Annotated in this window: 1 protein-coding gene; it reads right to left on the bottom strand. The window is 55.8% G+C overall.

Going from position 1 to position 509, the window contains the following annotated elements:
- Nucleotides 1-131 precede the first annotated feature (131 nt).
- The coding region (locus tag J5224_RS35350; protein WP_319802560.1) for a solute carrier family 23 protein at nucleotides 132-509 on the bottom strand (378 nt) is incomplete at its 5' end.

The following is a 509-nucleotide window of genomic DNA, read 5'->3' as shown; positions in this document are numbered from 1 at the left end:
AAAGCATGAGGGAGGAGGCAAAACGATGAGTGGCGTCATGGAGCAAAGAGCTCCTGATTGCACGCGCCAGCGAAACCGCAGGCATAAAAAAGGGGAGCCAGGCTCCCCGTAATGACTCACTTACAGAACAATCAGAGCGCCCAGCCACCGGCGTAGAACACCACCAGCGCGATAGCGATAATCACGGTACCGATATTCAGTTTGCGCCATTCACCCGAGAAAATACGCCCCAGCACCAGTGCACCAAAGCCCAGCATAATCCCGGTTACGATATTGCAGGTCAGCACGATAAACACCGCGCACACCAAACCAGACATGGCATCAACAATGTCATCAAAATTCAGCTTGGCGACATTGCTCAGCATCAGCAAGCCGACATACATCAATGCCGGTGCGGTGGCGTATCCCGGCACCAGATAAGACAGCGGAGAGAGGAACAGCAGGCACAGGAACAGCACACCGACCACGGTCGCCGTCAACCCGGTTTTACCGCCCGCTGCCGTACCCGC

It is taken from the genome of Candidatus Symbiopectobacterium sp. NZEC135, from assembly GCF_025962695.1.
This window is presented reverse-complemented; position numbering and strand designations above follow the sequence as displayed.